The organism is Janthinobacterium kochi (assembly GCF_051380715.1).
Lineage (GTDB): Bacteria > Pseudomonadota > Gammaproteobacteria > Burkholderiales > Burkholderiaceae_D > Janthinobacterium.
Genome location: NZ_JBNYXO010000013.1, coordinates 59,521 through 85,573 on the forward strand (window position 1 = coordinate 59,521; position 26,053 = coordinate 85,573).

Here is a 26,053-nt window from a genome sequence, read left to right on the forward strand (position 1 = left end):
TTAGATCACTGGTTTGACGGTCAAGACTGCATCCGGGGTGAAAGTCCCCGATGACCTGGTACAGGTAGGCTATGTCTCCGGTGCTTATGGCATTGCTGGCGGAATCAGGGTCACTCCTTTCTCCGACGACGCGGATGCATTATTAAGCGTCAAAACCTGGTGGTTTGATAAACCGACCTTGCATGATGTTCAAGTCAGGCAAGCGAAGTTACACGGCGGCGACGTCGTGGCCCAGCTGGTGGGTGTGGTCGGGCGGGATGCCGCAGAAGCGCTGAAAGGCGTCTCTGTGCAAATTCCGCGTAGCCATTTCCCGACGCTGACGGCCGATGAATTTTATTGGTCCGATCTGATCGGACTGACAGTCGAGAATTTGCAAGGCGAGTGCCTCGGCACAGTGCACGACATGATGAGCAATGGTCCGCAGTCGATCTTGCGCGTTACGCCCGTCGCCACTGCCGATGAGACCGTTGAAAAGGCGCCTGAGCGCCTGATCCCGTTTGTTGGCCAGTTTGTCATTAACGTTGACAAGACCGCCAACAAGATCACGGTCGACTGGGGCCTCGATTATTAAACCGCCTGCGCTTAACTTTGCGCCGGGCAAACTTTGCAGGATGGTGAGCGATGCAATTTGATGTCGTGACCCTGTTCCCGGAAATGTTTGCCGCGCTGACGCAGTCGGGTGTGACCCGGCGCGCCTTCGAGCAGGGGAAATGTGGCTTGTCGCTGTGGAATCCCCGTGATTTCACGACCGACAATCACCGTACCGTGGATGACCGCCCGTATGGCGGCGGCCCCGGCATGGTGATGATGGCGCGTCCCCTCGAAGCGACAATTCATGCCGCGAAGCAACGCCAGACCGCATTGGGACTGGCGGCGCCCCGCGTGGTGTTCATGTCGCCGCAAGGCCGTCCGCTGACGCACGAGCGCGTCACGCAGCTGAAAGCCGAACCTGGTTTGGTGATCCTGTGTGGCCGCTATGAAGCCGTGGACCAGCGTTTGCTGGACCGCTGCGTCGATGAAGAAATCAGCGTCGGCGACTTTGTCCTGTCGGGCGGTGAATTGCCTGCCATGGCGCTGATGGATGCGGTGATCCGCTTGTTGCCGGGTGTCTTGAACACCGAGGCATCGGCCATCGAGGACAGCTTCGTCAATGGATTGCTCGATTCGCCGCACTATACGCGGCCGGAAACATATGAAGGCATGGCCGTGCCGCCCGTCTTGATGGGGGGCAATCATGCCGAGATCGTCAAGTGGCGCCGCCAGCGCATGCTGGAAGCGACCGCGACAAAGCGGCCTGACCTCTTGGTCAGTGCACGTGCCGCCGGCTTGCTCAGCAAGACCGACGAGAAATTCTTGGCCAGCCTGTAAGCCGTCTCCGGATGGGCGGCAGGGTGGCCAGTAGTGCCGGGCATGTTGCCCAAATTGTGTTACCCATCCTCTACCGGGCGGATACTTGCTATCCACAGTGCGCCGGCATGATGGTTTTCGGAGTTATAAAAATGGACTTGATTCAACAATTAGAGCAGGAAGAAATTGCTCGTCTGGGTAAAACCATTCCTGAATTCGCACCAGGCGATACCGTTATCGTCAGCGTCAACGTAGTCGAAGGTACGCGCAAGCGCGCCCAGGCTTACGAAGGCGTCGTTATCTCCCGTCGTAACCGTGGCCTGAACTCGAACTTCATCGTTCGTAAGATCTCGTCCGGCGAAGGCGTTGAGCGTACGTTCCAACTGTACTCGCCGCTGATCGCTTCGATCGAAGTGAAACGCCGTGGTGATGTTCGCCGCGCCAAGCTGTACTATCTGCGTGAGCGTTCGGGTAAATCGGCGCGTATCAAAGAAAAATTGCCAAATCGCCGCGTTGTGGCGAAAGCAAGCGCGTAATATCAGCGTCTGCGTTGGGAAAAGGGGTGCCGTATTGGTGCCCCTTTTTTTATTCTGAATTGCCAATGGGACAAGCTGCATGGCCACCATCGCATTTGATCCACAACAACTTGCCATCGATAGTATCGCCGGCGAGGCGGCGCTGGACGCCGTGCGCCTGACGCCCGACTGGCTGCGCCAGCGCCTGGCCGACCAGCCTGACTGGCAGCCCGAGATTACCCAGGATTTTCTTTCCGCCCGCGCCGTGCCCGTGCGCGCCGCTGTGCTCATTCCCCTGGTGCAACGGTCGCAGGGCTTGACCATCTTGCTGACCATGCGCACGGACCACCTGAGCAGTCATGCGGGCCAGGTCAGCTTTCCCGGCGGGCGCAGCGAACCGTTCGATGGCTCGCCCATGGCCACGGCCCTGCGCGAAACGCAGGAAGAGGTGGGCCTGGCGCGCGAACACATCGAAGTGCTGGGTTGCCTGCCCGACTACTTGACAGGCACCGGCTACCAAGTCACGCCCGTGGTGGGCCTGGTGGCGCCACCGTTCGAATTGCGCGCCGATCCGTCTGAAGTGGCGGAAATCTTCGAGGTGCCGCTGGCTTTCCTCATGGATGGCCTCAACCATCAGCGCCTGTCGGTGGAATTGCCTGGCGGACGGCGCTCGTTCTATGCCATGCCGTATGAGCGCTTCTACATTTGGGGCGCCACCGCTGGCATGCTGCGCAATCTGTTTCACCTCTTGCGCGCGTAAAATGGTGCCCCGCGCGTAATAAGTTTGATTCCAGCACTGCACTGCGCTATCGTAGCGGGCATTGCGGTATTGCTGAAAAAGACAAAAAGGACGTTTGATGACATTTCTCTCCATACTTTGCGCATTGCTGATCGAGCAGCTCAAACCTTTGCGCGCGGACAATCCGATCTACGCCGAAATCAAGAGCCTGGCAATGCGCATGGAGACCTGGTTCAATGCCGGCCACGCCAACCATGGCCGCATGGGCTGGTTCCTCATGATCGGCGTGCTGATGGTGCCGACGGCGGGCGTGTACTGGCTCTTGCGTCATTATCAGCTGACCCTGCTGGCGTTTGCCTGGAACGTCCTCATCGTCTACCTGACCCTGGGCTTCCGCCATTACAGCCACTATTTCACTTCCATCCAACTGGCCCTGAGCGCCGGAGACGAAGCGACTGCGCGTACCTTGCTGGCCGACTGGACCAAGCTCGACACGGTGGGCATGGAAGCGAGTGAAATCGCCCGCATCGCCGTTGAAAAAGCCCTGATCACCACGCATCGCAATGTATTTGGCGTCTTCTTCTGGTTCCTCATGCCGCTGGGCCCCGCCTGCGCCGTGATGTACCGCGTGGCCGAATACCTGGCGCGCGCCTGGAACGAGCCCGAGCACATGCGCAATGAAGCCTTCGGCCAGTTCGCCGCGCGCGCTTTCTACTGGATCGACTGGATCCCCGTGCGCCTGACAGCCGTGGCGTTTGCCGTGGTCGGCAATTTCGAGGATGCCATCTACGCCTGGCGCAATTTCGCCCAGCGCTGGCAGGACGAAGCCATCGGCATCATCCTGACGGCTGGCGGCGGCGCCATGGGCGTACGCCTGGGCACGCCAGCCGAAACGGCGGCGCGCGTGCTGACGACGCCGGACTTGGCCGTCGATGACAGCGACAGCGAAAGCGATATCCTGCCCGGGGAAGAGCCGGGCGCGCGTGCTTTGCAGAGCACGGTGGGCCTCGTATGGCGCGCCTTGCTGCTGTGGATGCTGTTGCTGCTGTTGATGTCGGGCGCCGTTTTCCTCGGCTGACGCGGGCGCACACGCGCCATCCATGCGCCTTGCGCGTGGAACAAGGTTAAAATAGGGGCTGGCGCGTTACGCGTGCCGGCCCCTGTTTGCATCGTCAGGGCAGATCGAGGTAGAACCCAAGTCTTCTATAAGATATAATACTGGCTTACCGCAGCAAACGTAGTTGAATTACCAGCCCGGCTTACCCGCCGGGGCCATTCACGCAATCCAGTCCCGACAAGCCACATGGCCGAGTTATCTCAAAAAACAGGGGAACTCTCAGACGAGTTCTTCATCCTTGGTCTCACCAGCAATGGCAAGCAGTTCCGACCCAGCGATTGGGCCGAGCGCCTTTGTGGAGTGATGTCCTGTTTCAATCCCGAAGGTGGCGGGCGCAATGCGCACCTCCAGTATTCGCCCTACGTGCGCCCGACCGTCGTCAATGGCGTCAAGTCGGTGGTGGTCAACACCAAGTTGCGCGAGATCGAGCCGATGGCGTTTCACTTCGTACGCGAGTTTGCCAAGGATAACGACCTGCAGATCGTCGAAGCCTGCTTCCTGCCGCCCCCCGAAGAAAAGTAACAGCCGTCCATTTGATCTAGCGCAAAGCCCGCCACGGCGGGTCAGCGTAGCGTAGACACTTTGCCTCAAACGGAGTGGCGACATGCGTATCGGCGACATCTGCACCCTGCAAACCTTCCATTGCCAGCGAGACACCAGCGTGCAGGATGCGGCGCTGCTGATGCGCCAGCATCATGTGGGCGACCTGATCGTGGCCGAACAGCCGAACGGCGAGCGCGTCCCCATCGGCATCCTCACCGACCGCGACATCGTCATTTCCGTCATCGCCCTGGGCCTTGACCCCGCCAGCCTGCTGGTGGGCGACATCATGAGCGCGCAGCTGCTCACCGCCAGCGAAGACGAAGACGTCTACGACATCATCGAACGCATGCGCGTCAACGGCATCCGCCGCCTGCCTGTGGTCAACAGCCTGGGCGCGCTCTCCGGCGTCGTCAGCATCGACGACCTGCTGGCCTTCCTGGCCCAGGAGATGGCCGAGCTGGCCCGCATCAGCAGTGGCCAGCTGGTTCACGAAAAGCGCACCCGGAAGTAAGCCCGTATTGCGCAATTCCAGTCAAATCCTCTTCCCCCGAAAATGCTACAGTCGCTGCTCGTTCAACGGGAAGCGTTCATGCACTATCTGGCCAAGGCACTCTGGTATATCGAATCGCATTATGCGGAGAATATCTCGCTCGGCGATATCGCCCATGTGGGCGGCGCCTCGCCATGTCACCTGACGCGCGCGTTTGGCCTGGCCACGGGCCACTCCGTGATGCGCTATGTGCGGGCGCGCCGGCTTAGCGAGGCCGCCTTGGTGCTGGCGCAGGGCGCGCAAGACATCCTCGCCGTCGCGCTGCAGGCCGGCTACAGTTCGCATGAAGCATTTACGCGGGCCTTCCGCGAGCAGTTCCAGATCACGCCGGAAAAGGTAAGGGCCCAGCGCCACGTCGCTAACCTCGCGCTGGTGGAGGCCATCAGAATCGATGTGGCGCCGGGCGCGGTCCTGGAACCGCCCCGTTTCGAGCAGGGGCCCGCTTTGCTGGTGGCGGGTCTCGTTGAACGTTATCGCGCGGAAACGTCGGCCGGCATTCCCGCCCTGTGGCAGCGCTTCCTGCCCCATGTGGCGCCCGGCCAGCTCGTGTATGGCGTGTGCTGCAACAATGACGATGCGGGCAATTTCGATTACCTGTGCGCCATGCCGGTGAGCGATTTCTCCCTGGCCCCAGAGGGCTGGACGCGGCTGCGCATTGCCCCGCAGCGCTATGCCGTGTTTCACCACCGCGGGCATATTTCCACCATCCGCGCCACTTGGTATACGGTGTGGAACGAGTGGCTGCCCCAGTCCGGCCTGGAAGTGGCCGACGCGCCCGATTTTGAACGCTACGACCAGCAATTCGATCCCGTCAGCGGCATCGGCGGCGTGGAAATCTGGCTACCCTTGAAAGCATGAGCATGTTCCCAACCCTGACTACGCCGGCCACGTCTGCCGGCGGCACCGCGCTGCGCCAGCGCCTGTTGCAAACCGCCGCCGCGCTGGCGGCGGGCCTGCCCCTGTACTGGGTGCTGGGGCCGCAGCCGCTAGGCTGGCTAGCCTGGTGCGCGCCGCTGCCCGTGCTGTGGCTGGCCCTGCGCTCGTCGCGCCGCGATGCCGCCTGGATGACGTTCCTGGCCGCCTTGCTGGGTCTGTCATCGAACGTTGCCTATTTCCGCCTGCTCATGCCCTTGCCGGCCGTGCTGGCCGTGCTGCTCGTCAAGACACTGCTGTGGCTGCTGGTGGTGCTGGCCACGCGGCGCCTCGTGCTGCGCTTCCGCTCCGGCTGGACGGTGCTCGCCTATCCCGTGCTGTGGGTGGCCATCGATACCTTGATGGCCGCCTTGCTGCCGGATGGTAACTGGGGCAGCCTCGCGTATTCGCAAGCGGACAATGTTGCCATATTGCAGTTGGCTGCTCTGGCGGGCGTGCCCGGCTTGCTGTTTGTGCTGTGCCTGGCGCCATCCGCGCTGGCCTTGCTGCTGGCGGGCGGCCGCGCATATGCGCCAGCGGCGGGCGCGACCGTGTTATTGCTGCTGGCCGCGTGGGCAGGTGGCACCTGGCGTGTGCAGGGCGCGTCGGCCTCAAGCGGGCCTGCGCCAGGCGGGCCGCTGGCGGGACTGGTGGCCATCGATGACTTTATCGGCCCGGCCACGCCAGCGGCACGCGCGCAAGCCATCTGGGACCAGTATGCGCGCCACGTCGAAGAGCTGGCCGGGCAGGGCGCCAGGCTGGTGCTGTTGCCGGAAAAGATAGCCGTGCTGTCCCCCGCGCAGGCGGATGCCGTGCGGCAGCGTTTCCAGGCGCTGGCGCGCGGCACGGGCGCGTGGGTCACTGTGGGGCTCGGCGTGCAAGACGCAGCCGGCCGGCGCAACCTGGCCTGGCTGTTCGCGCCCGACGGCGCCGCACCCATCAGCTATCAAAAACACCATCTGGCGCCGCCCGAGCGCGATTTTCTTGCTGGCAGCGCGTATGCCGTGCAGCCGGTGGCGGGGCAGGCCATGGGTCTGGCCATCTGCAAGGACATGCATTTCGCGCCTCTGGGCCAGGCGTATGGCGCGGCCGGCGCGCAAACGATGCTGGTGCCGGCCTGGGATTTCCAGCTGGACGCCTGGATGGGCGCGCGCATGACCGTCGTGCGCGGCGTGGAAAACGGCTATGCGGTGCTGCGCGCGGCGCGCGAAGGCATGCTGACGGTCAGCGATGCGTACGGACGGGTGCTGGCGGAGCGGGCCAGCAGCGCCATGCCGGGCAGCACCTTGCTGGCGCCGCTGCCGGCGCACCCGACCGTCTCCACTTGGGCCGGCTGGCTGGGGCCGTTGTTCGGCTGGCTGTGCGTGGCGCTGAGCGTGATTTTGCTGTGCCTGGGCCGCCGAGCTGTGCCTGCTCCCTGACGAGAAATGTCAGGTTTTGCTGCAATGCGCAAAAGCGCATTGCGTCGCCTTTTCTATATTTTCGGCATGCGGCCACATAATCGCCGCCAATTCTTGCACCATCGCCGTGCATATATAGGCGTGATGCCGACATATATATTGCACTGCAATAAGTGGTGTTATCTGGTATTGAGAATTACGTGCATCCGGTATTAATTGGTACTTAATTCGGCCACGAAGTCATACATATCGCCGCGGAAATAGGAACGGCAAAATTCCACGGCGCGGCCATCGCGCAAAAATCCCAGCCTTTCCACCGACAAGCCCGCGTCGCCTTCCTGCGCCTGCAGCAGGCTGGCTTGCTCCCCCGTCAGCAAAAGCGCGCTGAGGCGCTGCAAGGCGCGCACGGGCCGGTTGCCCGCCTGTTCCAGCGCGTCATACATCGATACGTCGACAGCGTCGAGCGCCGGCAGGCAGCTGGCGACGATGGTCGCGTACTCCAGGCACATCGGTATCTCGTCCGCATAGCGGATGCGGTGGAATCGGTACACGGGCGCGCCCGGCGACAGCCGCAGGCGCAAGGCTTCTTCCGGCGTGACGGTGCCCTCAGCGCGCTTGAGCCACACGCTGCGCGGCGTGCGTCCGCGCGCGCGCATGTCCTCGGAAAACGAAGTCAGCTTGGCGAAGTTTTTCTCGATGCGCGTATTGATGAAATTGCCCGAACCGGGCCGGCGCACCAGCAAGCCCTCGTTGACGAGGCCATCGATGGCCTTGCGTACGGTGATGCGCGAGACGGCCAGGTCGCTGGCCAGCTGGCGCTCGGCCGGCAAGGCTTCGTCGGGGCCGAGGATGCGCTTGTCGATCGCTTCGCGCAGTGCGCGCTGCAGTTGCTGGTACAGGGGCAGGCTACTCGTCTGCCCCAGGCCTTGCATGATGTGAGCCAGGGTTGTCATACGCTGAGGGTCTCCGTTACGGCGCGTTGCAGACGCGCTCTGTATCTGTTTTGTGTCGCTGGATAATACCAAAAAAGACCGTTATAAAACCAATTTGAATTATCAGGCCGGCAATTTATGCCCGGCCTCGCTGGTATTTACACCGCTCATACGGGCTACAGATTGATTCAGATGAAGTGGTCTGTGTGATTCAAACAACGTTATAAAAAAAAAGTTGCAACTGGTAGTGTTCTGGTATTGGATAGTAGTATATTGGCGTTGAATTGGTTTTGTAAGCGGTTGTGCCGAAGGGTCTGCAGCATGCCGGCGTGAGTGGGCGGGCTGGAAAGAAGACCTACGTTAAAAATGAAAAGGTTCCAATCCTGGAGCCTAAATCAAGGGGGAGTACATGAAACGCAATTTGACACCTGCAGCTGCCGTCGTGAAATCCGGATCGCGTAGCCGTACGCCGATCGCCGCGGCCGTTGCCGTGATGGTCGCCGGTCTGGCCTTTTCGGCACAGGCGCAGGAAGCAGCCGCCGACGACGTGGCTACCGTGACGGTGACCGGCGTGCGTGCCTCGCTGGAAAAGTCGCTGAAGCAAAAACGCAATGCGGATTCCGTGGTGGAAGTGATCACCGCCGAAGATATCGGCAAGATGCCTGACCGTAACGTGGCTGACGCGATCCAACGCCTGCCAGGTGTGAATACCCAATCGTCGGCCGGCGGTGAAGGCGGCTTCGGTGAAAATGACCGCGTCAGCCTGCGCGGCACCAGCCCAAGTTTCCAGCAAACCCTGTTCAATGGCCACGCCATCAGCACCGGCGACTGGTTCGTGCTGAACCAATTCGGCGGCAACGTCGGCCGCAGCAGCAGCTTCTCCTTGCTGCCATCGGAACTGGTGAGTTCCGTTGTCGTGCACAAGAGCGCCACGGCCGACCTGCCTGAAGGCGGCGTTTCTGGCGTGATCGATGTGATTACCCGCCGTCCGTTGGAATTCAAGAAGCAGCTCACGGCCGAAGGTTCGATCCAGGGTTTCTACAACGACCTGGCCGGCAAGACCGATCCTCAGTTCTCCGGCCTGGTGAACTGGAAGAATGACGCGAATACCTTGGGCATCATGGTCCAGGGCTTCTCGCAAAAATCGACCGTGCGTCGCGATGGCCAGGAAGTCCTCGGCTACACGCCTATCCTTGCCAACAGCGTCGCTGCCCAGGCCCGTCCTGAACTGGCCGGGGTGAAAGTCCCGACCTTTATCGGCGCTACCCTGTTCGAGCAAAAGAAAACCCGCGAAGGCGGCGCATTCGACCTCGAATTCAAGCCCAGCAAGGACTTGACCCTGGACGTGAACGGCTTCTATTCGCAACTGAAGGCGCCGCATCAAAACACCAACTGGCTGGCCGCGCCCGCAAACTCGATTAACAGCACGGACAATAACGGTGTGCCGAACGGCCAGATACCGACCAACTACACCGTCAAGAATGGCACCATGACAGGCGCCACCTTTGCCAGGAACGCGGGCGAAGTCGACAATATCTACCGTCCTGACGCCGGTGGCGAATCGTACTACCTCGATTTCAATTTCAAGTACCGCGCTACCAAGGACCTGACCCTGACCGGCAAGCTGGGCAAGACCCACGGCGTCGGCTATGACCGCAACGATGTCTACTACCAGAACAACGTCGATGGCGGCATGGTGTATCAATTGAACGGCATGAGCCCGGCCAGCGTTTCCTATCCTGGCGGCACGACCACCAAACCAGGCTCGACGGCCTGGATCGGCGGCGGCGAATCGCGTTCCGTCGACCAGGAAAAATATGCCCAGATCGACGCAGAACTGCGCCTGTCGTCCGGTATCTGGGATTCGATTAAGTTCGGTGGCCGCATGACCGATCACAAGCGTGCTGCCGAGCATCCGATTGATGCCAAACCGGGTCCTCTGGGTATCGCCAATCCGGGCCCTGTCTGGAACGGCACCCAGTATCCTAGCGATTTCGGCAAGAATCTGGGTGGCAACCTGTCGAGCAATTATTTCAAGTATGACGGTGCAGCGCTGGCCGCCTGGGCCGCGATCCCTGGTAACCGCAATCTCGACCCTGTGCAACGCCACAACTGGACCGATGAATTCAAGTTGCAGGAAAAAACCTCGGCCATCTATGCCATGGCTAATGTGACGGGCGACAACTGGAGCGGTAACTTCGGCCTGCGTGCCGTGCAGACCAAGCAGTCGACCCTGGTCAACAAGCTCGGCGGCCCGATCATCGGGTCCGACTGGAAACCGTACTCGCAGAGCCTGTTTGAGCGCACCTATAATGACTACTTGCCTAGCGCCAACATCAAATTCGATGTGCGCAACGATCTGGTCATCCGTGGCGCTGTTGCCCGCACCATCGCCCGTCCTGATTACAGCGCGCTCGGTGGTTCGGTATCGCTGAACGACGATGCATTGAGCGGTGCAGGCGGAAACGTCAAGCTTGACCCTGTCAAGTCGGACAATGCTGAGATTAGCGCGGAATGGTACTTTGCGCCAAAATCGGCATTCTCGGTGGGGCTGTTCTACATGGACCTGAAGTCCGTCGTATCCAATGGAACTGTTAGCGGAACTTATTACAATAGCAAGCGCGGTACCGACGCCGTTTACCAGATCACGTCGCCATTTAACACCAGCGGCAAGAACAAAGGTGCTGAGTTCAGCTATCAGCAACCGCTGTTCGGCGACTTCGGCATTTTAGCCAACTACACCTATGCCGATGGCAAACTGGACAACGGTGACGAGCTGGTCAACGCATCGCGCAGCACGTACAATCTGACGGCGTTCTACGAAGCCAATGCCCTCAGTGCACGCCTGGCCTACAACTACCGTTCGTCCTACAAGGCGGGCGTGGATCGTGGCGCCAGCCAGCACGTCGAAGGAGCGGGCGGCCTGGCCGGTTCGCTCAATTACAAGATCAATGAACACTTCACGATCACGTTCGATGCGCTTAACCTGACGAACACGACCATCAAAATGTACGCTGAAAATCGCGATCAGCCGCGCGCGTTCTACAGCAATGGCCGTACCTTTTACCTGGGCCTGCGCGCAAAACTGTAAGCAATACGATCCGGCCTGGTGCACATGCACAGGGCCAGGTCTTCCTCGGTCTTTTCAAGGCAAGTCCCTGCATCAGGGCCTTGCCTTTTTTGCTGAGTGGGTGTGCTGTTTCCGTTATCGCTGCCCAGCAACAGTCTCCGTATGGCAGGCTACGCTATCGGTGCTTGCCAGCACATCGTACCTAGCCTTCAGCGGTACCGCCCTTCTGCCAGCAACGGGCGGGTATTTATCTTTTTACATGGCATTATTATGACTAGTGCACCTCAACGTTACCTCGCCCTCGACGTCCTGCGCGGCCTGACCGTCGCCCTGATGATCGTCGTCAATACGCCCGGTGACTGGGGCAGCGTGTATGCGCCGTTCCTGCATGCCGAATGGCATGGTTTTACCCTCACGGACCTGGTGTTTCCCAGCTTTTTGTTTGTCGTCGGTAATGCGCTGGCTTTTGCGCTGGGGAAATATGAAAATCTGGGCCATGGCGCCGTGCTGGCCAAGCTGTGCAAGCGCAGCGCGCTGATCTTTTTACTGGGATTCCTGCTGTACTGGTTCCCCTTCTTTAAGCTCGACGATGCGGGCCAGTTCGCCTGGTCGCCCCTGTCGCACACGCGCATTCCCGGCGTGCTGCAGCGCATCGCCGTGTGCTACCTGGCCGCCGCCCTGGTCCTGCATTACTGGAAGACACGCGGCGCGCTGGTCTTTTGCGCCTGCGCCTTGCTCGGCTACTGGGCCATCCTGGCATGCTTTGGCGACTACAGCTTGCACGGCAATGCGCCGGCCAAGCTCGATCTGATCCTGCTGGGCGACAGCCACCTGTACCACGGCGAAGGCATCGCCTTCGATCCGGAAGGTATTCTCGGCACCTTGCCGGCCATCGTCAACGTGATTGCCGGCTATCTGGCGGGCAGTTTTTTACGCCAGGCGACGCCGGCACGGCTGCGCTCCAGCCTGGTTCAGTTGGCCGTGGCTGGCGTCCTCTGCGTGGCGGTGGCCCTGTGCTGGAATGAAGTGTTCCCGATCAACAAGAAACTATGGACCAGCTCTTACGTGATGCTGGGCATCGGCCTGGACTTGCTGCTGCTGGCGTTGCTGATGTTCGTCATCGACGTGCGCAAGATCACGGGCTGGACATATTTTTTTGAAGTCTTCGGCAAGAACACCCTGTTCATCTACCTAGTGTCGGAAGTGCTGGTGATCATCGCCTTTACCGTGCGCGTCGGCGGAGGCAACCTGTACCAGTGGCTGTACCAGCAGTGGTATACAGGCTGGGCGCCCGCGCGGGTGGGATCCATGCTGTTTGCCGTCAGCTTCATGCTGCTGTGCTGGCTGATCGCCTACGGCATGGACAAGCGCAAGATCTATATCAAGGTCTAGCGCTAGAACTTCAGTTTCAGCCCGTAACGCGTGGCCAGGGCAGTGAAGAGCAGCATCAGGGCGGTGACAGCGGCGGCATTCCACAGGCCGGCCGCGCCGCCCGTCTCCAGGTAGGGCCACCAGAAGCGCGGGAGGTGCAGCACGGCCGCCAACTGCTGCCACAGGTCGGGCACAATGTAGGCGAACAGGGCATTGGTGCCGGCGGGCAACAGCACCACCGCCCAGGCGCGCCAGCGCCAGACATCGATGACGACATAAAACACGAGGAACAGGGCCAGGATGATGGCGCTGCAGACCAGGGTATACGATTCCGTCGCGGCGATCTTGTTGATGTGGTGATACGGCCGCAGCAGCAGGCCGGCCGCCAGCAGGCCCAGCGCGAACCACGCCATGAAACGTATTCGCTGGGCATGATTCAAGGCAGCGCCGCGCAGGAACAGCTGCCCCACCAGGATGCCGGCCAGCACATTGGCCGCCGTCGAGCCCAGCACTTGCGGCACGTTGACAATCCCGTTGAGACCAGCCGGCAGGAAATCCAGGCTACCCGCCGTGCCGCCCATGTACAGCGTGATCAGCAGGGAAAACACGCCCATCAGCGCCGTGCCGTTACCCTGGCACGCCAGGTACAGCAGGCTGCACAGCAAGTAGGACCAGCCGATCATGCCGAGCATGCCCCACCATGACGGTTGCAGCCAGGTGCTGGAAAATTCCGCATTCAATTCGCCGCGGAACGTCGCCAGCAGGAACAGCATCAGCGCGCCGCCGGCGGCCAGCTCCAGCTTGCCCGCGCCCTGGCGCCACAGCAGGATCATGGCCATATAAAACAGTAGAAAGTACACGGCCTGTGGCAGCAGCGCCGCCCGTGCATCATAGCGGTAGGCATTCGCCAGCACCACGCCGGCCAGCATCAGGCTGGCGGAGCGCCACAGCAAACGTCCCAGCAAGGCTGGCGTGACGTGGCCGCAATGGCGCTGCAAGGCCAGCGGAATGGCCATGCCCACCATGAACAGAAAGCCGGGAAAGACCAGGTCGGGCACGGTGATGCCGTCGGCGCGCGGCCCCGCATGTTCGAGCCAGAAGGCAATGCCTGGCATGCCGGCCAGGTAGTTGACCCAGATCATGGTGACGATCACGCAGCCGCGGAAGGCGTCCAGGCTGGTTAATCGTTCGGTGGCGGTGGCGGTGGCTGGCGGCATGGAAGGATGAAAAGGTCGAAAAAAAAGCAGCCCCGGCCTGAGCCGGGAACCGCTTTGCGCATGGTGCGGGGAGCAGGAATTACTGCGCCGCTGCTGCCGGTGCCGCCGCTGCCGTGGCAGGACGGTTCAGCCACAGGATCCAGTAGCGGGCCAGGTCGCCCACGCCGTCGCCGCCCTTGACTGTTTCCAGGACCTTGATGGCGTCGTCTTTCTTGCCGGCCATGGCGTAGGAATAGCCCAGGCGCAGCTTGGCGTCTTCTGGACGCTTCAGGCCGCCCTTGGCGATTCCTTTCTGGATCAGGTCGATACCTTTGTCGAACTGGTCCATCGTCACGAAGGCGTAGCCCAGGTTGATCAAGCCCGTGCCATCCTTGCTCTTCATGGCCGACGCTTCGCCGCTGGCGATGTTTTTCGCATCGTCGGCGGCCGCCTTGCTGGCCTGGTCGCGCAGTTTCTTGTGCTTGGCGGCATTCGCACCCGTGCCCAGCACGCCATTGGCAAAGCCCGCGTCGATGACTTTTTTCGCTTCCGTCGGGAAGGCGTTCTGCAGGGCAATTTCAGCCATGTCGCTGTAGTCTTGTGGCGGCATGGTGCCCACGGCCTTGAATTGCAGGCGCAGTACGTCCAGCGCGAAGCGGTCCGAGTAACCGGCCTTGCCCTGCAGACGGCCCAGCAGGTCGCTCCAGTAGTCGTCCGACGGGTAGTAGCGCACCAGGTTTTCCATGGCGACCAGGTAGGTGGCCGGATCCTTGCTCTTCGATCCCGTATTGGCCAGCAATTGCAGTTCTTCGATGCTCGGCGCCTTGCCCGCTTGCTGCTTGGCCGTCACGTCGGCCATCAGTTCCTGTTTCGCGCGCGCGAAATCATTGCTGAAGTAATAGGCGCGGATGATGTAGGGACGCACGGTGGCCACGTCGCCAGTTGCCGTCTGGTAGCGGGTGAACCATTTGATGGCGTTCGGGTAATCCTTGGCGTTGTAGTGATAGTTTGCCAGCGCCTGGATGAAGTCACCTTCCGATTTTTTGTCCAGCTTGCCCGATTCGATCACCGCTTCCAGCGCCGTCATGGCCATCGGCGCATTGTTGGTGGTCGAGGCCAGCGCCACGCGCAGGCGGTTCAGCACGAACAATTCGTAGGGCGTCAGAGCCGGAATGGCGGCAGCCTGGTCGATGCGGCTTTGCACGTCGGCGTAGTTTTTGGCATCCATCGATGCCTTCACGACGGTCGGATCGAGCAGCTTGAATACTTCAGGACGCACCGATTCAGCTGGAGCGGCAGCGGCAGCTGGCTTGGCATCCTGCGCGTGCGACAGGGCTGGCAGGACGTTCAGGCCGATGGCGGCCAGGATCAGGCTAAGACGGGCAAGACGGAATTGGGACATGGGTTATCCTTCAATCAATAACAAAAATACGCACCGGCACTGGCAGCCGCAACATCGTGCAGTGGCATAGCCAGAGGGGCAAGGAAGCTCGAAAAACACACACTCTGCCATTCTGTCTGCATAAGTCAAACAGAAGCGGCATGATACAGAGCGGCTATTGTCACATAAACTGCTGGGCTGGTGCGGCAAACGTGCGCGCCAGGGCTTGCCCTTTGGCATCGAACAGCAGACAGCGCTGCGGCGGCAGATGCAGGCGCATGGCGTCGCCCGCCTGGCGCAAGCCATCCTCGGCCGGCAGCTTGACGGCCAGCATCTCGGCCAGCATCCCGGCCACACCTGGCATGCTGGCGTAGACGATGGCCACGTCGCCCAGGTATTCGACATGGCTGACGGCCACATCGAGCACGTTGTTTTCCGCATTGCTGCCCGCATTGGCATGCTCGCGCAGGCTGACATGCTCGGCCCGTACGCCCAGGGTCAGCTGCCCGCCCGGCGCCACGCCATCACCGTGCGCCTCGACCTCGATCACGGCGCCGCCGGGCAGGCGCACGGCCACCGAGCCGGGACCGCAGGCGACGGCCTCGCAAGCGATGAAGTTCATCTTCGGCGCGCCCAGGAAGCCGGCCACGAACAGGTTGCCGGGATGGTTGTACAGCTCGTGCGGACTGCCTACCTGCTCGATGCGCCCGCCGTTGAAGACCACGATGCGCTCGCCCAGGGTCATGGCCTCGACCTGGTCGTGCGTGACGTAGATCATGGTGGTTTTCAGCTCCTGGTGCAGGCGCGAAATTTCCACGCGCATCTGCACGCGCAACGAGGCGTCGAGGTTCGACAGCGGTTCGTCGAACAGGAAGACTTTGGGTTTGCGCACGATGGCGCGGCCGATGGCCACGCGCTGGCGCTGGCCGCCTGACAGGTCCTTCGGCTTGCGCTTGAGCAAAGGCGTGATCTGCAGGATCTCGGCCGCGCGCTCGACGGCGGCGCGCACCTCCGCCTTCTTGTGTCCCGCCAGGGAGAGGGCGAAGGCCATGTTCTCGTACACCGTCATGTGCGGATACAGGGCGTAGCTCTGGAAGACCATAGCCAGGCCCCGCTCGGCCGGCGCGATATCGTTGGCCAGCTTGCCGCCGATATGCAACTCGCCGTCCGTGATCTCTTCCAGCCCGGCGATCATGCGCAGCAGGGTTGATTTACCGCAACCGGACGGTCCCACGAAGACGACGAATTCGCCGTCGCGGATATCGAGGTCGATGCCGTGGATGACCGGGTGCTTGTCGTCATACAGCTTGACGATATTCTTTAAAGCGATATGTGCCATGGACTGTGCGATTCCTAGCTGGCGCTGGCCGGCGCGGACGTGGCGTCGGCGTCAGCCTGGTCGGAGATATCCTTCGGTCCGATGCGCATGAAGCGCGACAGGATCAATACGGGCACGGCCGACACCAGCACCCACAGGAAAAAGGTCTTGTAGCCCAGCGCCGTCTGGATGTCGCCGCTGATCATCTTGAACAGCACGAAACCGAGCTGCATCACGCCGGTGGCGAACGCATAGTGGGCCGTCTGGTACTTGCCCACGGAGACCACCTGCATCATGAACAGGATCAGGCCGACGAAGCCGAAGCCATAGCCGAACATTTCCACGCTGAGCGCGGCCGTGATCAGGGTCAAATCGGTCGGCATGCTGTGGCTCAGATAATAGAACACCAGGTTCGGCAAGTTCATGGCCAGGATCAGGAAGAACATGGCGCGTTTCAGGCCCAGCCAGGATGTGAAATAGCCGCCGCCTATGCTGCCCAGCAAAAAGGCCACGGTGCCGGCCGTGCCGTACACGGCGCCCACTTCCGTCGTCGACAGGCCCAGGCCGCCCAGCTCGCGCGCTTCGCGCAGGAACAGCGGGCCGATGGTCTGCACTTGCGCCTCGCCGGCGCGAAACAGGATGATGAAGGCGATCATGCCCCAGATGCCGGGCTTTTTCAGGAAGTCCACCAGCACGTCCCACAGGGTGCGGCTGACACCGGCCACGCTCTTGTCGGTCACGGCGGCATTGCGCACCTGCGGCAGCGCCCACAGGTGGTAGGCGGCCAGCGACAGCATCATGGCGCCGATGATCAGGAAGATTACCGACCATGCGGGCTTGATGCCGATTTTTTTCTCCAGGTAGCCGGCCAAGATCACCAGGCCGCCCAGCGATATGAATTTGCCAGCGTTGAAAAAGGCGCCTTGCCAGCCCGCGTAGGCCGCTTGCTGCTTGTCGGACAGGCTGGCGATGTACAGGCCGTCGCAGACGATGTCGTGCGTGGACGACGCCAGCGCGGCGACGAACAGCACGGCGATGCAGGCGGCGAACCACAGCGGCGTTTGCAGGGCCAGTGCGATCAGACCCAGGCTCAGGCCGCCGAGGAACTGGAACAGTACCACCATGGTCTTCTTGCTCGACGCCAGCTCCAGGAAGGGGCTCCACAGCGACTTGAAGACCCAGGCAAAGCCGATCAGGCCCGTCCAGCGGGCGATCTGGTCATTCGGCACGCCCATGCTCTTGAACATCAGGCCGGCCACCAGGGCGACCGCGTAAAACGGCAAGCCCTGGGCAAAGTACAAGGTGGGCACCCAGGAAATCGGGCTGCGTTTGCTGATGCTGATGCGCTGGTCGTGCATGGAGGCTTCCTTATCGAGAGACGTTTTCATTTGACTGCGCCGTCCATGCCGCGCATGAAGAAGCGTTGGGTAAACAGGAAGGCGAGCAGGGTCGGCACGATGGTGATCAGGGTGCCGGCGGCGATCACGCGCGTGCTGCTGCCGAAGGTGCCGCGCAAGTACAGCACGCCCACCGACAGGGGGAATTCATCGGGTTTGCTCATGACGATGGAAGGCCAGATATATTCATTCCACGATTCGACGGCCGTCAGGATGCCGACCGTGGCCAGCCATGGCGTAATCAGGGGCAGCATGATGCGGCTGAAGATGACCCATTCGCTGGCGCCGTCGACGCGCGCCGCGTCGATCAGGTCTTGCGGCACTTCCTCGAACGCCTGCTTGAGCAGCAAGATGGCCACGGCCGTCACTACGTTCGGCAGGATCACGCCCGTGTAGGTGTCGACCAGGCTCATTTGCGTGATGGTGATGAAGTTGACGAGGAAGTTGACCTCGGACGGCAGCACCAGGGTGGCCAGGATCAGGCCGAACACGAGTTTGCGGCCACGGAATTTCAGGCGCGCCAGCGGATACGCGGCCAATGAGCACAGCAGCAGTTTCCAGAAGACGGTGAACACGGCGATCAATACGGAATTCTTGAAGAACGACCAGATCGGGATGGCGCTGAACACTTCGATGAAGTTGTCAAAGGACGGCGCCTTCGGCCAGAAAGTGGGCGGGAAGGCGAAGATATTGCCCTCCGTGGAAATGGCCGTCACCAGCGTCCACCAGAAAGGGAAGACGCAGACGACGGCGATCGCGCACAGCACGGCATAGTGGCCGGCATATTGGCCTATGCGTTGCAGGCGGGTTTTCAGGGGGCGGGAACGGCTTGTCATGGTCAGCGGTGCTTGGGTTTCAGATAGCGCAGGCATAGCAGGGCGATGGCTATGCAGAACAGCGAAACGACGAAGCTGGCCGCCAGCGCGCGCGGCAGCTTCAAGTGTTTGAGGCCCTGGTCGTAGGCGTAGTACAGCGCCGTGAAGGTCGAGTTCATCGGCCCTCCCTGCGTCAGCACGTCGACTTCCTGGTAAGCCTTCAATGCCGCCAGTACGGACAGGATGGAGCACAGCATGATGGTGGGGCGCAGCATAGGTACGGTGATCTTCCAGAAGCGCTGCCAGCGGTTGGCGCCATCGAGCATGGCCGCCTCCTGCATGTCCGACGGAATCGACTGCAGCGCCGCCAGGTACATCACCATGTACCAGCCCAGGCCGCGCCACAGGGTGACGAACATCACGGCAAACAGGGCCAGGCTGTCGTCCGACAGCCAGCCCACGGGCGCGTTCACGAGTTTTAACGTCATCATCACGTAGTTCAGCGCGCCCTGTTCGTGGAACATGAAGCCCCACATGATGCCGACCACGGAAACGGTGGTCACCACCGGCACGTAGAAGGCAGCGCGGAACAGACGGATGCCGGGCAGGCGGTTGTTCACCAGCACGGCCAGCACGATGGCGCCCACCTGCACGAAGGGCACCATCAGCAAAAACATCAGCGAGTTTTTCAGGCCCGAAACGAACATCTCGTTATTGAAGATGTAGCGGAAGTTGTCCAGGCCGACGAAGCGCGTCTCGCGTATCAGGCTGTAGTCGGTAAACGCCAGCACGGAGCCGTAGCCGACGGGCCAGAAGGAAAAGGCGGCCAGCAGCAGCAGGGCGGGGGCGAGGAACAGCCAGGCTTGCACGGTATGGCGGTGGGCGAGTTTCATCATGTCCTCAGTGGCGCGGCAGGATGGCCAGCTTGCGGTTCCAGATGGCGACGGCCTGGTCCAGCGCCTGTTTCACGTCCTGCTTGCCCGTCACGCCCGCCTCGACGGCTTTTACCAGCGAGCGGCGCAATTCGTCGTAGTCGTCGATGCCGGCTACGTACAGCGTGCGCGAGTGGCCCATCGACAGGGCGCCTGCGGCCACGGCCTTTTCGGCCGCGCCCGCGTTGCGCGGCGTGGACAGGAAGAACGGGTCGGCCGCCGCCTTGATCGTGGTGGGGAAGACGCTGGCCTGGCGCGCGAACGCCAGCTGGTTTTCATCATTCGTCAGGAAGCGCGCGAACTTGCCGACTGAGGGCAGCTGGCGCGCCGGTACGCCTTTCGGGATGGCGAAGTGCACGAGCCAGCCGCCGTCGGCGATGCCGGTGGGGCCCAGCGGCGCGGGCGCCACGTCGGTGATGGCGTAGATGTCCTTCGCGTCGCCGCGGATGCGCTGCATGGCCGTGGGCGGCGCCAGCAGCATGCCCAGGCGGCCGCCCTTGTAGGCGTCGATGACGGCCGGGAAGTTATCTTCGGCGAACAGGCTTTCCTTCAGCAGGCCGCCCACTTTATAGGTGTCGGCCAGCTTTTGCACCAGCGCCACGTGCTGCGGCGAATTGAAGACCGCGCGGTTGTTGACGATCACGCCCAGGCCCTGCTGCATGAACAGGCCGTCGATCTTCGACAGGGCGGGAGCGATGCCGGCCTTGCCCGTGCGTTGCGCGATCTGGCGCGCGAACGCCAGCTGTTCATCGAGGCTGGCGGGGCCGCGCGTGAGTCCCGCCTGTTTGAAGATGGCGGTATTGAAGGCGATCACCGCGACATTGCTGTACATGGGGAAGCCATAGGTACGGCCCTTGAAGCGCAGGTCTTCCAGGGCACTGGGGATGTAGCTGGCGCGCGCTTGCGCGATCAGGCCATCGACGGGCGTGAGCAAGCCGTCGCGCGCAAATTCGTCGGCCCAGGGCACGTTCAGGCTGACCAGCGCGGGCGGCGTGCCGGCCACGATGCGCGTGACCAGCTTGGTCTGGATGACGTCCCACGGGAAGTCTATCCATTCGATTTTGACGCCGGGATTCTGCGCCTCATAGCGCGCCACCACCGCATTGAAATACGGCGTGAACTTGGGCTTCATGCTGAAGGTCCAGAATTCGATTTTTTCGGCCGCCCATGCCTGTGGCGCGAGCAGGCCCGCGCAGGCAAACACTGCCAACAGTCTCTTGATCGTCATTTTTATCCTGGAGCGTGGCGCTCCAATGTCCATGAGTCCGCGGCGCGGGTACATGCCCTTGCCGTCGCTTATATTCTTGTTCCGCTACCGGCAGTCACGCCCCGTGCCGGGGGCGCAGCTGCCGGGTACTGCCTGTTAATTCGTTTTGGTGACCTTGCTCAAGTGACGCGGCGCATCCGGGTCCATGCCGCGCGCGGCCGACAGTTTTGCCGCCATCACGTAGAAGGACTGGATGGCAACGATAGGATCGAGGTCCGGCGTGGCCGCCACGGGCAGCGTCAGGTCGCGCTCGGCCACATCGCTTGGCGCCGCCAGCAAGACCTTGGCGCCGCGGCCGCGCATTTCCGTCGCCAGCTGCAGCAGGCCGGCCTGGGTCGGGCCGCGCGTGGCGAAAATGAGCAGCGGGTAGCCGTCTTCGATCAGGGCCATCGGGCCGTGCTTGATTTCGGCGCCGCTGAAGGCTTCCGCCTGCAGGGCCGAGGTTTCCTTGAATTTCAGCGCCGCTTCCAGCGCCACGGGGAAGCTGATGCCGCGTCCCACGACCATGATGTTGCGCGCCGGCGCCAGCACGTCAATCGCCGGCGACCAGTCGACGCGGGTCGCTTCGAGCAGCGCTTCAGGCAGCGCTTCCAGGCCCGCCTGCAGTTCGGGGTCGTTCTGCCACTGGGCCACCATGCGCGCGCCGGCGACCAGGCTGGTGATGAAGCTTTTGGTGGCGGCGACGCTTTGTTCCTTGCCGGCGCGCAGGGGCATGGCCCACTCGGCGGCGTGCGCCAGCGGTGAATCGATGTCGTTGACGAGGGCCACGGTAGTGGCGCCGCCGTCGCGGAAGTAGCGGATCGGTTCGACCACGTCCGGGCTCTGTCCCGATTGCGAAATCGAGATGGCCAGGGTGTCGCGCGTCACCAGCGGCGACTTGTTCAGGGTCACCAGCGACATCGGCAGGGACGCGACGACACGGCCCAGGCGCGCCATGATCAGGTAGGCGACGTAGTTGCAGGCGTGGTCCGAGCTGCCGCGCGCGATGGTCAGCGCGGTCGAGAACGAGGTGCTCCTCAATTTGCGGCCCAGTTCCGCGTAGCGTTCCGTGTCGCTGGCCAGTTGCAGGGCGACGCATTCGGCGGCGGAAACGGCTTCTTTAAGCATCATTGAGGTCACAGATTTCTCCTTCTATATACACAGCTTTGAGTTTGAGATCGCGATCGAGTACCACCAGATCGGCGTAAGTACCAGGGGCCAGCCGGCCGCGTTCTTCCAGGCCCAGGTAATCGGCGGCGTTGGTCGAGACGCGCTTGGACGCGTCGGCCAGGTCCAGTCCCAGTCCCACCAGGTTGCGCAGCGCCTGGTCCAGAGTCAGGGTGCTGCCCGCCAGGGTGCCGTCGGGCAGGCGCACGCCGCCCATGCATTTCTGCACGGCGTGGCGGCCCAGCATGTATTCACCGTCCGGCATGCCGGTGGCAGCGGTCGAATCGGTGACGCAGTACAGGCGCGGGATGGCGCGCAGGGCTACCTTGATGGCGCCCGGATGCACGTGCAGCAGGTCGGGTATCAGTTCCGCGTATTCGGCGTGCGCCAGGGCGGCGCCGACCATGCCCGGTTCGCGGTGGTGCAGGCCGCTCATGGCGTTGAACAAATGCGTGAAACCCATGGCGCCGTGTTCCAGCGCGGCCACGCCGTCCTCGTACGAACCGAGCGTGTGGCCGATCTGCACGCGCACGCCAGCGTCGGCCAGGGCGCGCACCAGATCCAGGTGGCCCGCGATTTCCGGCGCCACGGTGATGACGCGCAGCTTGGCCAGGGTTTGCAGGCGCTCGATTTCGGACAGCGTGGCGGCGCGCGCATAGTTGGGCTGCGCCCCGAGCTTGCCGGAATTGATGTACGGGCCTTCAAGGTGGGCACCCAGCACGCGCGCCGTGTTCGGGCGGCGGTGGTTGGCGGCGATGCCGATGGCCGTCAGGGCCATGTCGATATCTTCCGGCGGCGCCGTCATGGTGGTGGCCAGCAGGCTGGTAGTGCCATGGCGCGCGTGGATGGCCGCGATGGTGTAGACGGCGTCGCCGCCTTCCATGATGTCCTTGCCTGCGCCGCCATGCACGTGCAGGTCGATAAAACCGGGCAAAATATAATCGTCGCTGTTGCTCGACGGGTGGAGGGAATTGCCCGTGATGCTGTCGACGCGCTCGCCGAAGGCGATGGCGCCGTGGATCCAGCCGCCGGGGGTAAGGATATTGCCTTTGATAGTGCTGCTCATCTGCGCGACTCCGCTACGAATTCATAATAATCACTGCGGCAATACGAGTGGGTCAGTTCCACCGCTGCGCCGTTGTCGAGATAACTGACACGGGTGATGTGCAGCATGGCTTCACCCGTCTTGATATTGGCCAGCTTGGCCTGTTCCACCGTGGCGTTGACGGCGCGGATATGCTGCAGCGCGCGCATCGGGATGGTGCCGCGCGACTCCAGGTAGCCGTACAGCGAATCGGTCACCTGCTGCGGATCCGGCATGTACAGGGCGGGGATGGTGGTCGTTTCGATCGCCATCACCACGTCATCGGCCGTGCGCAGGCGGCGCAAACGCGCCACCGGCATGTGCGGCGACAGGCCCAGCGACAGCAATTCCAGCGGCGCGGCCGCGCCGATATCGCGCTGCAGCCAGCGCGAGCCGGCCGTGAAGCCCCGCTGGCGCAGTTCTTCCGAAAAGCTCGTCAGGCGCGACAGCGGTTGCTCCAGCTTGGGCGTGATGTAGGTGCCCGAGCCGCGCTTGCGCGTCAGCATGCCCCGGTCGCACAGCATGTCGATGGCCTTGCGCGCCGTGACGCGGGAAATCTCGAGGATGTCCGACAGCACGCGCTCGGAAGGCAAGGCCTGGTTGGCGCGCCAGTCGCCGCTGGCGATGCCGTCCGACAGCATGTTCGCCAGCTGCATGTAGAGTGGCGTGTCGCTGGCCGGATTGGGTTTGAAGGCAGACAGTTTGGCCAGCATGGTCATTGCTCCTGCAAGTGCTTGCGTATCAGGCGCAGGCCGCCTGCCGCCGAATCGCCCTGTGCCGGCACGACCAGTTGCAATAGTTCCGCCGGCAGGTAGGCCGACAACGGTGCCGCCAGGCCGCCGCACAGGGCCACGGGCAAGGTGCCGGCCGGGTCGAGCGCCCTGGCGATCAGGGCGATCTGCTTGCCCGCGTCGACCAGGATGGTGCGCGCCACGACATTGCTGGCCGCGTGTTCGAGCACCAGCCGCGCCAGTTGCGCGAAGTTGGTCTGACTGGCGGCTGCCAGCCACACTTGCATGGCGTTGCGCTGGCCGCCGCAGGCGTCGATGACGGCCGTGGCGAAGGCGCTGCCGGGCACGCGCCCGTCGACCACCTGCTGCGCGTGGTTGATGGCGCGCATGCCGATCCAGGCGCCGCCCGCTTCGTCGCCGGAGGGGAAGCCCCAGCCGCCCACTTCGTGACGGCTGCCGTCCGCGTGCAGCACTTCGCCCACGCTGCCGGTGCCGATGGCGACAATGGCCCCCGGCAGGCCCGCGTGCGCGCCCAGCAGGGTGGTCAGGGCATCCGATTCGAGTGCGACAAAGGCATAGCCGGGATTGTGTTCGACGAAGCTGGCGGCCCACTGTTTGTTGTGCACGCCGGCCAGGCCCAGGCCGATGGCCATGCGCTGCAGCGATGGCTGTTCCAGGCCGGCGGCGCGAAAGGCCAGGGTGACGGCATGCGCCACGGACGTCCAGGCCCGTTCGATGCCCAGTCCCAGGCCGGAAGGGCCGCTTTGTCCCTGTGCCAGTTCTAAGCCATCGAGGCGCGCCAGGCGTACACGGGTGCCGCTGCCCCCGCCGTCGACGCCGATTGTGTATTCGATCATGTTGTGCAGTCCCGCATATGGTTGATTGCGCCTGTCTCGGTTCTTTTATTTGTCGGGCGGCGAAAAAGCTGAAGGCACTATATTGTCGCCTCAATGGCTTGTCAACAGGTATTTAAGTGGTATTGATAAATGCCTTGATCGATGTCGCGCCATGCCCGATGGATTGATTGCAAGTGTTTGTTACTAAAGGATTTTTTCTGTATGGTGAATGGTATTGAAATTGGCCTTGTTTAATGCCAATTTTTTCCGAGTGGTCTATGTCTGGTGTTGCGCTATTGCTTGTATGCATGCTTGGCAAGGGACGCCATGAAGAGTAAAGTCCGCCTTTTACACCTGAGTTGGAAGAGCATGATGAACGACAAGGCAGCAAAGAGCGAGTACTGGGACGACTGGCAGCAAGAGGCGCTGGCCGCCGGCGTGTCGGCGCCGCTGGCTGCGCTGGGCATGGAAATGATGCGCACGCACCGCAAGAACCGCTGGCCGAAGGATTTCCTGGGCCGCGAAAGCGATGGCCCGGTCATGATTGAAATGTGTCTGGAAGACGAGGCCGAAACGGAATTGTTCTTTATCGAGAACCTGTATCCCTACGATGCAGCACTGATCGAAAAGACGCGCCGCCGCCTGTGCCTGCATTGATCTGGCACTGACGTGCGACTGGAACGGCCGCCTTGTGCGGCCGTTTTGCTTTTACGGTGGCATTTTCATGGGGGAGTGTCATAATGGCCAAGGCATTTTCGCCCAGGTATGGAGTAAATGATGAGCAAGGCACAGGACAGCAAGAAGGAAGCCAAGAAGGAACCGGCCAAGAGCATGAAGGAAAAGAAGGAAGCCAAGAAGGTCAAGAAAGAAGAGCGCAAGCGCTGATCATGCGCGTGCGTCGTGCATTGATGCGCCCGTGGCGTGCGCCGGCCCTGATGGCGGCGTTCGCCCTGCTGGCCTTAAGTGTTCCCGTGTCTGGCGTGCTGGCGCAGCAAAAGGCAGCGCCGTCCACGTTCGGGCAAGTGGTGGGCAATGCCGTGCTGTGCATCGACCAGATCGACAACAAGGCCTTTTATGCCTATTTGCTGACGGCCTTCGGTCCTGCCTACAAGCATGAAGGGGGCGCCTACTGGTTCCGCACGGACGCCAGCCTGTGGGGCGCGCCGATTACCGACGTGATCGTCAGCGACGATACCAGTCCCCTCGTCTTCATGGGCGTGGTGGCGGACGCGACGCCGGAAAAGCTGGAGCCGGCCATCCGCAGCGCCTCGGGCCTGCGTTTCAATAAGCTCGACAATTCCGCCTTTCCCGTCCGCGGCTCCATGCCTGGCAGTAAAATCGTCTACTTCCGTAGCAAGGCGAAAGTGTATTGCGCCAAATACAAGCCGTTGCCGCCCGCCCGCACCCGATGAGGGGTTCGGCTTGCCGCCGCGCATTTTGATCGTTTCATCCGC

At 62.2% G+C, this 26,053-nt stretch carries 25 protein-coding genes; 13 read left to right on the forward strand and 12 right to left on the reverse strand.

All coding sequences use genetic code 11. The features are described from left to right. Positions 1-13: 13 nt before the first annotated feature. The 9 genes from rimM (at position 14) to ACQ4WL_RS22775 (ending at position 7,144) form a co-directional block, all read left to right on the forward strand. Positions 14-571 carry a ribosome maturation factor RimM gene (gene rimM / locus ACQ4WL_RS22735; RefSeq protein WP_436511784.1) on the forward strand — a complete coding sequence of 186 codons (558 nt, stop codon included), beginning with the start codon at positions 14-16 and terminating at the stop codon, positions 569-571. 50 nt (positions 572-621) lie between these two features. Further along, positions 622-1,368 carry a tRNA (guanosine(37)-N1)-methyltransferase TrmD gene (gene trmD / locus ACQ4WL_RS22740; protein WP_436511785.1) on the forward strand — a complete coding sequence of 249 codons (747 nt, stop codon included), beginning with the start codon at positions 622-624 and terminating at the stop codon, positions 1,366-1,368. Between the two features lie 131 nt (positions 1,369-1,499). Then, complete coding sequence (gene rplS / locus ACQ4WL_RS22745; RefSeq protein WP_010395528.1) at positions 1,500-1,883, forward strand: 50S ribosomal protein L19; 384 nt, start codon at positions 1,500-1,502, stop codon at positions 1,881-1,883. Between the two features lie 79 nt (positions 1,884-1,962). Continuing rightward, the gene (locus tag ACQ4WL_RS22750) at positions 1,963-2,622 is read left to right on the forward strand and encodes a CoA pyrophosphatase (RefSeq protein ID WP_436511786.1); all 660 of its coding nucleotides are present in this window, start codon (positions 1,963-1,965) and stop codon (positions 2,620-2,622) included. Positions 2,623-2,719: 97 nt separating this feature from the next. Continuing rightward, positions 2,720-3,679, forward strand: coding sequence for a CobD/CbiB family protein (locus ACQ4WL_RS22755; protein WP_436511787.1), 960 nt, complete (start codon positions 2,720-2,722; stop codon positions 3,677-3,679). A gap of 225 nt (positions 3,680-3,904) precedes the next feature. Continuing rightward, positions 3,905-4,240, forward strand: coding sequence for a DUF3579 domain-containing protein (locus tag ACQ4WL_RS22760; protein ID WP_029496213.1), 336 nt, complete (start codon positions 3,905-3,907; stop codon positions 4,238-4,240). Positions 4,241-4,322: 82 nt separating this feature from the next. Then, positions 4,323-4,772 carry a CBS domain-containing protein gene (locus tag ACQ4WL_RS22765; protein ID WP_436511788.1) on the forward strand — a complete coding sequence of 150 codons (450 nt, stop codon included), beginning with the start codon at positions 4,323-4,325 and terminating at the stop codon, positions 4,770-4,772. Positions 4,773-4,850: 78 nt separating this feature from the next. Further along, positions 4,851-5,669, forward strand: coding sequence for an AraC family transcriptional regulator (locus ACQ4WL_RS22770; RefSeq protein ID WP_436511789.1), 819 nt, complete (start codon positions 4,851-4,853; stop codon positions 5,667-5,669). Next, positions 5,666-7,144, forward strand: a complete 1,479-nt coding sequence (locus tag ACQ4WL_RS22775) for a nitrilase-related carbon-nitrogen hydrolase (protein ID WP_436511790.1) — start codon at positions 5,666-5,668, stop codon at positions 7,142-7,144. The genes ACQ4WL_RS22770 and ACQ4WL_RS22775 overlap by 4 nt, the downstream gene beginning before the upstream one ends. A 191-nt stretch (positions 7,145-7,335) precedes the next feature. Here the strand turns inward: ACQ4WL_RS22775 and ACQ4WL_RS22780 are convergent, their stop codons facing one another. Beyond that, positions 7,336-8,076, reverse strand: a complete 741-nt coding sequence (locus ACQ4WL_RS22780) for a GntR family transcriptional regulator (protein ID WP_436511791.1) — start codon at positions 8,074-8,076, stop codon at positions 7,336-7,338. Positions 8,077-8,464: 388 nt separating this feature from the next. Between ACQ4WL_RS22780 and ACQ4WL_RS22785 the strand changes: the two genes are divergently transcribed. Beyond that, the gene (locus ACQ4WL_RS22785) at positions 8,465-11,146 is read left to right on the forward strand and encodes a TonB-dependent receptor (RefSeq protein WP_436511792.1); all 2,682 of its coding nucleotides are present in this window, start codon (positions 8,465-8,467) and stop codon (positions 11,144-11,146) included. A gap of 249 nt (positions 11,147-11,395) precedes the next feature. Beyond that, positions 11,396-12,517, forward strand: a complete 1,122-nt coding sequence (locus ACQ4WL_RS22790; RefSeq protein ID WP_436511793.1) for an acyltransferase family protein — start codon at positions 11,396-11,398, stop codon at positions 12,515-12,517. Positions 12,518-12,519: 2 nt separating this feature from the next. Here ACQ4WL_RS22790 and ACQ4WL_RS22795 read toward each other — a convergent pair whose 3' ends face one another. The 11 genes from ACQ4WL_RS22795 to ACQ4WL_RS22845 form a co-directional block, all read right to left on the reverse strand. Then, complete coding sequence (locus tag ACQ4WL_RS22795) at positions 12,520-13,713, reverse strand: DUF5009 domain-containing protein (RefSeq protein ID WP_436511794.1); 1,194 nt, start codon at positions 13,711-13,713, stop codon at positions 12,520-12,522. Between the two features lie 79 nt (positions 13,714-13,792). After that, entirely contained in the window at positions 13,793-15,094 is a 1,302-nt protein-coding gene (locus ACQ4WL_RS22800) for a tetratricopeptide repeat protein (RefSeq protein WP_436511795.1), read from the reverse strand. 160 nt (positions 15,095-15,254) lie between these two features. Further along, positions 15,255-16,412: an ABC transporter ATP-binding protein gene (locus tag ACQ4WL_RS22805; protein WP_436511796.1), complete on the reverse strand. Its 1,158-nt coding sequence runs from the start codon at positions 16,410-16,412 to the stop codon at positions 15,255-15,257. Positions 16,413-16,426: 14 nt separating this feature from the next. Beyond that, complete coding sequence (locus ACQ4WL_RS22810; RefSeq protein WP_436511797.1) at positions 16,427-17,779, reverse strand: MFS transporter; 1,353 nt, start codon at positions 17,777-17,779, stop codon at positions 16,427-16,429. Next, on the reverse strand, positions 17,776-18,624 hold the full coding sequence (locus ACQ4WL_RS22815) for a carbohydrate ABC transporter permease (protein ID WP_436511798.1): 849 nt from the start codon (positions 18,622-18,624) through the stop codon (positions 17,776-17,778). The genes ACQ4WL_RS22810 and ACQ4WL_RS22815 overlap by 4 nt, the downstream gene beginning before the upstream one ends. A gap of 2 nt (positions 18,625-18,626) precedes the next feature. Next, a complete protein-coding gene (locus tag ACQ4WL_RS22820) occupies positions 18,627-19,499 on the reverse strand; it encodes a carbohydrate ABC transporter permease (protein WP_436511799.1) in 873 nt (290 codons plus the stop codon). Positions 19,500-19,503: 4 nt separating this feature from the next. After that, positions 19,504-20,763 (reverse strand): ABC transporter substrate-binding protein, encoded by a 1,260-nt coding sequence (locus ACQ4WL_RS22825; RefSeq protein WP_436511800.1) that lies wholly within the window; start codon positions 20,761-20,763, stop codon positions 19,504-19,506. 135 nt (positions 20,764-20,898) lie between these two features. Continuing rightward, positions 20,899-21,912: an SIS domain-containing protein gene (locus ACQ4WL_RS22830; protein WP_436511801.1), complete on the reverse strand. Its 1,014-nt coding sequence runs from the start codon at positions 21,910-21,912 to the stop codon at positions 20,899-20,901. Continuing rightward, positions 21,902-23,014 carry an N-acetylglucosamine-6-phosphate deacetylase gene (nagA, locus tag ACQ4WL_RS22835; protein WP_436511802.1) on the reverse strand — a complete coding sequence of 371 codons (1,113 nt, stop codon included), beginning with the start codon at positions 23,012-23,014 and terminating at the stop codon, positions 21,902-21,904. Before nagA ends, ACQ4WL_RS22830 begins: the two co-directional genes overlap by 11 nt. Then, positions 23,011-23,745, reverse strand: coding sequence for a GntR family transcriptional regulator (locus ACQ4WL_RS22840; RefSeq protein WP_436511803.1), 735 nt, complete (start codon positions 23,743-23,745; stop codon positions 23,011-23,013). Before ACQ4WL_RS22840 ends, nagA begins: the two co-directional genes overlap by 4 nt. A gap of 2 nt (positions 23,746-23,747) precedes the next feature. Next, the gene (locus tag ACQ4WL_RS22845; RefSeq protein WP_436511804.1) at positions 23,748-24,620 is read right to left on the reverse strand and encodes a glucosamine kinase nucleotide-binding domain-containing protein; all 873 of its coding nucleotides are present in this window, start codon (positions 24,618-24,620) and stop codon (positions 23,748-23,750) included. A gap of 348 nt (positions 24,621-24,968) precedes the next feature. Between ACQ4WL_RS22845 and ACQ4WL_RS22850 the strand changes: the two genes are divergently transcribed. Then, positions 24,969-25,256 (forward strand): hypothetical protein, encoded by a 288-nt coding sequence (locus ACQ4WL_RS22850; protein ID WP_034759823.1) that lies wholly within the window; start codon positions 24,969-24,971, stop codon positions 25,254-25,256. 230 nt (positions 25,257-25,486) lie between these two features. Further along, entirely contained in the window at positions 25,487-26,011 is a 525-nt protein-coding gene (locus ACQ4WL_RS22855) for a hypothetical protein (RefSeq protein WP_436511805.1), read from the forward strand. The last annotated feature ends 42 nt before the right edge of the window (positions 26,012-26,053 follow it).